Raw genomic sequence first — 7,092 nt, forward strand, 5'->3', positions numbered from 1 at the left:
CCCCCCCCCCAACCCCGCCCCCGCCTCCCCCCAATCGCCCCACGCGCCGACTGCAAATTTTCGTGGTATTTTATGGCAACTTATCAACAATCCACCGCGGGATGCTCACGCCCCGCCAACAGGCCGCCCTGGCGGCCACCGGTTGCGAGCTGGACTGCCGCCTTCTCACCCGGCAGCTTTACGCCACGGACGCCTCCCTTTATGAAGTCCTCCCGCTCGGCGTGGCCTTCCCCGGCACCGCCCCCCAGGCCGCCGCCCTCTTGCAAACCGCCGCCGACCTCGGCCTCTCCGTCACCCCCCGCGGCGCCGGCAGCGGCCTCACCGGCGGCGCCCTCAATGACGGCCTCATCCTCGACCTCGCCCGCCACAACCGCCGCATCTACAGCTTCGACCCGGAGCGTCGCCTCGTGCGGGTGGGCGCCGGCGTGATCCTGGACCAGTTGAACCAGTTCCTCAAACCCCTCGGCTTCCAGTTCGGCCCCGACGTCGCCACCAGCTCCCGCGCCACCCTCGGCGGCATGATCGCCAACAATTCCTCCGGCGCCCGCGCCCCGCGCTTCGGCTGCACCGGCGATCACGTCGCCAGCCTCGATGTCATCCTCGCCGACGGCCGCCTCGTCACCGTGGACGCCACCGCCGCCACCGGCACCCTCGCCCCGCTCCATCAGCGCGTCCAGGAAATCACCACCCGCCACGCCGAACCCATCCGCCGCCATCTCCCCCCCGGCCTGGTCAAACACCGCCCCGGCTACGCCCTCGACCGCTGCCTGGACGATCCCGACCGCGCCCTGCTCCATCTGCTCGCCGGCAGCGAAGGCACCCTCGCCGGCATCTTCACCGCCGAGCTGCGCGTCGTCCCCCTCCCCCGCGAAAAAGGCCTTGCCGTCCTCTTCTTTCCCTCCGTCCCCGAGGCCCTCCAGGCCACCGTCGCCCTCCTGGACCTGCAGCCCGTGGCCATCGAGCACGTGGACCGCATCCTCTTTGACCAAACCCGCGGCCAGCGCGCCTTCCAGGCCGCCCGCGACCTCCTCGGCCTCGACGCCCAACCCGCCGAAGCCCTCCTCCTGGTGGAGTTCTACGAGGACGTCACCGACCGCCTCCACGCCGTCGCCCAACGCCACCTCGGCCTGCGCACCCTCCTCCTCCGGCAGGAACTTGAAATGAACCTCGTCTGGGGCCTCCGCAAAGCCGGCCTCTCCCTCCTCACCGGCATGGCCGGCCCCGCCAAACCCGCCACCTGCATTGAAGATGTGGCGGTCCACCCGGCGCAACTGCCCGCCTACCACGCCGCCGTCAGCGGCCTCCTCCACAAGCTGGGCGTCTCCGCCTGCTTCTACGGCCACGCCGCCAGCGGCCTCCTCCACATCCGCCCCGTCCTCGATTTGCACACCCCCGAGGGCCTCCGCCTCCTCCGCCTCATCAGCGATGAAGTCTCCGCCATCTGCCGCGAGTTCAACGGCTCCCTCGCCGCCGAGCACGGCGTGGGCATCGCCCGCACCGAATACCTCCCCCACCACCTCGGCCCGCACCTCATGGAAGCCTGCGCCGAAATTAAACGCCTCTTTGACCCACGCCACCACCTCAACCCCGGCAAAATCATCCCCGACGGACGCTTCCGCGTGGATACCCGCCTCCGCACCTCCCCCGCCGCCCCGCTCACCCTCCCCTTCTCCCCGCGCCTGGCCTTCGCCGCGCGCGACGGCTCCTTCCTCGCCAACCTGGAGCAATGCAACGGTTGCGGCGGCTGCCTCAAAACCGCCCCCACCATGTGCCCCACCTTCATCGCCCCCGGCGACGAGGCCCTCTCCACTCGCGGCCGCGCCAACACCCTCCGCGCCGCCCTCGCCGGCAAGCTCGGCCCCCGCGGCCCCGCCGTCCTCTCCCTCGCCGAACTCGAATACACCCTCGGCACCTGCCTCGCCTGCAAGGCCTGCCAGACCGAGTGCCCCTCCAACGTCAATCTCGCCCTCCTCAAGGCCGAAATCCTCCAGGCCCGCCATGACCGCCACGGCCTGCCGCTGAGCGCCCGCCTCATCAGCCACACCGACACCCTCGGCCGCCTGGGCTGCCTCGCCCCGCGCCTGGCCAACGCCCTCCTCCACGCCGCCCCCGTCCGCCGCCTCCTCCAGCGCTTCCTCGGCTTCTCCGCCCAGCGCCTGCTGCCGCCTTTCGCCCCGCAACGCTTCGATGCCTGGCTGGACCGCCGCGCCCCCTGGCCCGCCCCCGCCCCCCGCGGACGCCTCCTCCTCTGGGACGATTGCTTCACCCGCTACCACCAACCCCACATCGGCCAGGCCGCCGTCCAGGTGTTGGAAGCCGCCGGCTTCGAAGTCCTCCGCCTGCCCCAGCGCGTCTGCTGCGGACGCCCCGCCTTCAGCCAGGGTAACCTCACCGAAGCCGCCCGCCTGGGCCGCCACAATCTCGCCCTCCTCGCCGCCCAACCAGAGCCGCTCCCCCTCCTGTTTCTGGAGCCTTCCTGCTGGGCCATGTTTGCCGAGGACTACCGCGAACTCCATCTGCCCCACGCCGGGGAAATCGCCGCCCGCTGCCACCTCTTCAGCGCCTTTGTGGACGACCTCCTCTGCCGCGAACCCGCCGCCCTCCCCCTCCAACCGCAACCCCGCCCCGTGGCCTTGCATGCCCACTGCCACGCCAAAGCCTTGCTGGCCTCTGCCTATCTGCCCCGCCTCGCCGCCCGCGTGCCCCAAAGCGCCGCCCGCTTGCTCGACACCGGCTGCTGCGGCATGGCTGGCGCTTTCGGCTACCAGCACGCCCACTACACCCTCTCCCTCCAGGTGGCCCGCCCCCTCGTGGACCAACTCAACGCCCTGCCCCCGGACGCCGTCGTCATTGCCGAAGGCGCCAGTTGCCGCCAGCAAATGGAACACCTCACCCCGCGCCGCCCCCTCCACATGGCCGAATGGCTCGCCGCCGCCCTCCCCCCTCACCTCCGCCGCTTTTAAACCCCACCCCACGCCGCGCCCCCGGCCTTTTGCGCTTGTGAACCCCGCTCCCTCGGGACTAACCTGCCGCCATGCAACGCACCCTGGTCATGACCATCATCGGCCCCGACCGCCCCGGCCTGGTGGAGCAGGTGGCCGCACTCGTGGCCGCCCACGGCGGCAACTGGCTCGAAAGCCGCATGGCCCACCTCGGCGGCCAGTTCGCCGGCATCCTCCGCGTCGCCGTGCCCCCGGAACAACAGGCCGCCCTCGAAAACGCCCTGCGCCAGTTGCATCAGGCGGGATTGCACGTCGTGGCCCAGGCCGGTCCAACCCCCCCCGCCGCCTCCCCCGCCGGACGCCTCCTCCGCCTCGAACTCGTCGGACATGACCGCCCCGGCATCGTGCGCGACATCTCCCGCGTGCTCGCCGCCCACAACGTCAACGTCGAAGAGCTGGAAACCGGCTGCGAAAGCGCCCCCATGTCCGGCGAAATCCTCTTCCGGGCGCAGGCCCAAATCAGCGTGCCCCCCGCCTGCGACCTCGCCGCCCTCCGCGCCGCCCTCGAAAAAATCGCCGCCGACCTGATCGTGGACTTGCACCTCCGCGAAATCTGAGCCCCCCTAACCCCGCCGCCGCCCGCCCAGCGCCTCCACCAGCAGCAACCACAAAAAACGCGGGTTGTTCTTCAAGTACCGCGGCCCCAGCCGCCGCGGCTCCCGGCACATCCGGTAAAACCATTCCAGCCCCGCCCGCTGCATCCACCGCGGCGCCTGCGGCACCCGCCCGGCGTGAAAATCAAACGCCGCCCCCACCCCGATCATCAGCGTCGTCTCCAGCCGCTCCAGATGCGCCGCCATAAAACGCTCCTGCTTGGGCGTGCTCAACCCAATCCACATGATGTCCGGCCGCGCCGCCGCCACCTGCCCCGCCAGCCCCGCCAGCTCCGCCTCCGTCAACGGCCGAAACGGCGGCTCGTACTCCCCCACAATCTGCACCCCCGGAAATCGCGCCGTCATCTTCTCCCGCAGCCGCGCCGTCACCCCCTCCGTCCCCCCGTAAAAGAAATGCCGCAACCCCGGCTCGGCCAGCAGCGCCAGCATCAAATCCGGCCCATACACCCGCTGCACATGCGCATGCCCCCGCCGCCGCCCCAGCCACACCATCGGCATGCCATCCGGCGTGCACAAAAAAGCCCGGTTGTGAATCTCCCGCAGCCCCGCATCCTCCTGGCATTCCATCACCCCATGCACCCCCGTCACGCACACATACCCCTTCCGGCGCTGCGCAATCGCCTCCCGAATGGCCTGCCGCGCCAGCTCCATGTTCAAGGCGCTGAGCTGTACCCCCAGCACGTTGTAACGGGCTATCTCCATCCGTCACCAACCCATGCCCCCCAACCTAACGGCCGGCCGCCGCCGGGACAAGGCAAATGGCAGGCCCACGCCCCCTCTCCCCCTTCCGCCTCCACCACCGCAAAAGCACTGGACAAATCACCGGCAATGCTCGACATAAATTTCATGCTCTCGCAACCAACCCCTTTCCCCCAGCAACTCCTGCAGGCCATCCGCCAGGCCCGGCATATCGTCGCCTTCACCGGCGCCGGCGTCTCCGCCGAAAGCGGCGTCCCCACCTTCCGCGACGCCCAGACCGGCTTCTGGGCCCAATTCAAGCCCGAGGAACTCGCCACCCCGGAGGCCTTTGCGGCCAATCCCGAGCGCGTCTGGCAATGGTACGCCCTCCGCCGCCAGCGGCTCCGCCAAGTCCAGCCCAACCCCGGCCACTTCGCCCTGGCCCGCATGGAACAGTTGGCGCCCCGCTTCACCTTGATCACCCAAAATGTGGACCGCCTCCATCAACGGGCCGGCAGCCGCAACGTCCTCGAACTGCACGGCTGCATCCTCCGCGTCCGCTGCCCCCGCGATCATTTCACCCTCGAAGACTACCACGACGGCCACGACCCCGCCCCGCCGCGCTGCCCCCACTGTCACGCCCCGCTCCGGCCCGATGTGGTTTGGTTTGGGGAAATGCTGCCCCCCGACGTGTTGCGCGACGCCGAAGCCGCCGCGGAAAACTGCGATGTCTTTCTCTCCATCGGCACCTCCATGCAGGTCTATCCCGCGGCGCAACTCCCCTTCACCGCCCTCGACCACGGCGCCCTCGTGGTCGAAATCAACCCCAACCCCACCGCCCTCACCGAACAGGCCACCCATGCCTTCCACGGCCCAAGCGGCGTCCTCCTCCCGCAGTTGCTCCACGCCGTTTGGGGAGATCCCGGCGCCAATCCAGCTCCCTCTTGACCACTCTTTCCCCCGCCGGCGGCCAGTGCCCGGCCGGCGAAACTCTTTTCGCAGCCCGCAGAACCGCCCCCTCTACGGCAGCACTTGCACCCGGTAAAAACGCAACGCCCGCTGCGTGGCCCCCGCATCCAGCAAACTGGCCGTCGCCCCCGTCGCCTGCACCGGCGCACCCACCGCCTGCCATCCCGCCGTGGCCACCTGATCCCGCGCCCACACCTGATACCGCTTCCCCGGCACACTGCGCCAGATGACCGTCGTGCCGCTGGCATCCTGCACCACCCGCTCCACCTTCAAAACCGACACCGCATTCGTCGGCACCGTCCCCGCCACCGCCTCCGCCGCGTTGCTCATCCCGTCCCGATCCGGATCCGCCCCCGGCGCCGCCTCCGGCTGCGTGAACCGCGCAAAATACCGCCGCTGAAAACGATCATCCAAACCGTCAAAATTGAAATCCGGCGCCGCCGCCTGGATTTCCACAAAACCATGCGCATACGCCCGCGCCCCGTCATTCGTGCGCGTCACCACCAGGCTCCGCAGCCCCGGCGCCGCATTCGTCGCCACACTCACCACCACGGAAATCCCGGCCAACCCATTGAACGGCGACCCGGCAGCATGCGCCGTCAACGCCCCGTGCGTCACGCCCGGACCCGTAATCTTCAAATCCAGCCCGCTGGCCGGCAAATCCGCCGAAAACACCCCCACCGTCACCTGGCTCTGCCCCGGCTGCAGCTTGATGGGCACCGAGCTGATCACATACGACAACGGATTGGCCGTCGGCTCGCGGATCTGCGTGATCCGAAACGGCGGCACCCCCGCCGTCACCGCCACATGGACCACATTCGTCACCCCCGCGCTCAACGTCACCGCATGATTGCTCGACGTCAAAAAATTCACGTCCGCCATCGCGTACTCCGCCCCCAGCTCATACCCCGCCACCAGCCACTGATTCACCGGCGGATCCAGCGGCGCCACCCGCACCACATACGCCCCCGGCGGCACCCCGCTCATCACATACTGGCCATTGGCCCGCGTCGCCGTCCCCGCCACCACCGCCCCCTCCCCGTTCTCCAAATACACCGCCGCCCCCCTCACCGGCTGCCCCCCCTTGGTCACCGTCCCCCGCACATGCCCCAGCGTCGCCGTCTGCCCCGCCGCCGGATACAACGTCCGCACCGCCGCCTGCTCATCACTGGACAACCCGCTCTGGCTGCTCTGCCCAATGTCCCCATACGCCAGCATCGTCGCCCCCCCCACCGGCGAATGACTCAGCCCCAGCCAGTGCCCAATCTCATGCAACACCACCCCCTCCACAAAATACGCCTGCGTATTCGTCGCCAGAAAATCCGTGTACCACCGCCGCTGCACCCCGTTGAGCACGATGTCCGCCTCCGCCAAAATATTCCCCTCGTAATACGTGAAAAAACACACCCCCAACGTCCCGCTGATGCTGTCATTCCCCCCGTTCACCAGCACGCTCTGCTTCGCCCAGTACACCACATTCGTCCCGTCCCCCGTGTTAACATCCATCCCCGCCGGCGCCAGCCCCGCATACTCAAACTTCAAATGCGTCCCCGGCACCGCCTCCCACTGCTCAAAACTCGCCCGCACCGCCTCGATCTCCGCCTCCCGATTCGTCACCGAATACGCATCCTGCGCCACATAATACCGGATCGCCCGCGTCTGCGGATTCACCGAATTGGTCTTCACCAACCCCGGCAAACCCACCAAATCCCACCGCAACGGACGCCCCCCCTCGTCATAATCCAGCACATACGCCCCCACCCACCCCGCCCACAACAGCCCCGCCCACCCCAGCACCCAGCAGCTCCACCGTCTCATGGCCGCACCTC

5 protein-coding genes and 3 pseudogenes are annotated in these 7,092 nt (G+C 69.1%); 5 read left to right on the forward strand and 3 right to left on the reverse strand.

From position 1 onward, the window contains the following. Positions 1-101: 101 nt before the first annotated feature. From N3J91_10760 to N3J91_10775, 4 genes and pseudogenes are all read left to right on the forward strand, one after another. Positions 102-1,538 (forward strand): annotated as a pseudogene (locus N3J91_10760) (FAD-binding oxidoreductase). A gap of 40 nt (positions 1,539-1,578) precedes the next feature. Next, positions 1,579-1,806: pseudogene (locus N3J91_10765) on the forward strand (FHA domain-containing protein). Further along, entirely contained in the window at positions 1,767-2,963 is a 1,197-nt protein-coding gene (locus N3J91_10770) for a heterodisulfide reductase-related iron-sulfur binding cluster (GenBank protein ID MCX8156911.1), read from the forward strand. Before N3J91_10765 ends, N3J91_10770 begins: the two are co-directional and overlap by 40 nt. A 71-nt stretch (positions 2,964-3,034) precedes the next feature. Continuing rightward, on the forward strand, positions 3,035-3,559 hold the full coding sequence (locus N3J91_10775) for an ACT domain-containing protein (GenBank protein ID MCX8156912.1): 525 nt from the start codon (positions 3,035-3,037) through the stop codon (positions 3,557-3,559). A 6-nt stretch (positions 3,560-3,565) separates the two neighbouring features. Here the strand turns inward: N3J91_10775 and N3J91_10780 are convergent, their stop codons facing one another. Further along, entirely contained in the window at positions 3,566-4,318 is a 753-nt protein-coding gene (locus N3J91_10780) for a WecB/TagA/CpsF family glycosyltransferase (GenBank protein ID MCX8156913.1), read from the reverse strand. A gap of 144 nt (positions 4,319-4,462) precedes the next feature. On the opposite strand from N3J91_10780, the gene N3J91_10785 reads away from it, so the two are divergent. Continuing rightward, positions 4,463-5,242: an NAD-dependent deacylase gene (locus N3J91_10785; GenBank protein ID MCX8156914.1), complete on the forward strand. Its 780-nt coding sequence runs from the start codon at positions 4,463-4,465 to the stop codon at positions 5,240-5,242. 72 nt (positions 5,243-5,314) lie between these two features. Here the strand turns inward: N3J91_10785 and N3J91_10790 are convergent, their stop codons facing one another. Both N3J91_10790 and N3J91_10795 read right to left on the reverse strand, forming a co-directional pair. Further along, positions 5,315-6,334 carry a hypothetical protein gene (locus tag N3J91_10790; GenBank protein MCX8156915.1) on the reverse strand — a complete coding sequence of 340 codons (1,020 nt, stop codon included), beginning with the start codon at positions 6,332-6,334 and terminating at the stop codon, positions 5,315-5,317. Between the two features lie 126 nt (positions 6,335-6,460). After that, positions 6,461-7,081: pseudogene (locus tag N3J91_10795) on the reverse strand (matrixin family metalloprotease). Positions 7,082-7,092: the final 11 nt, after the last annotated feature.

The organism is Verrucomicrobiia bacterium, from assembly GCA_026414565.1.
In the GTDB taxonomy this organism is placed as follows: Bacteria; Verrucomicrobiota; Verrucomicrobiia; order Limisphaerales; family Fontisphaeraceae; genus Fontisphaera.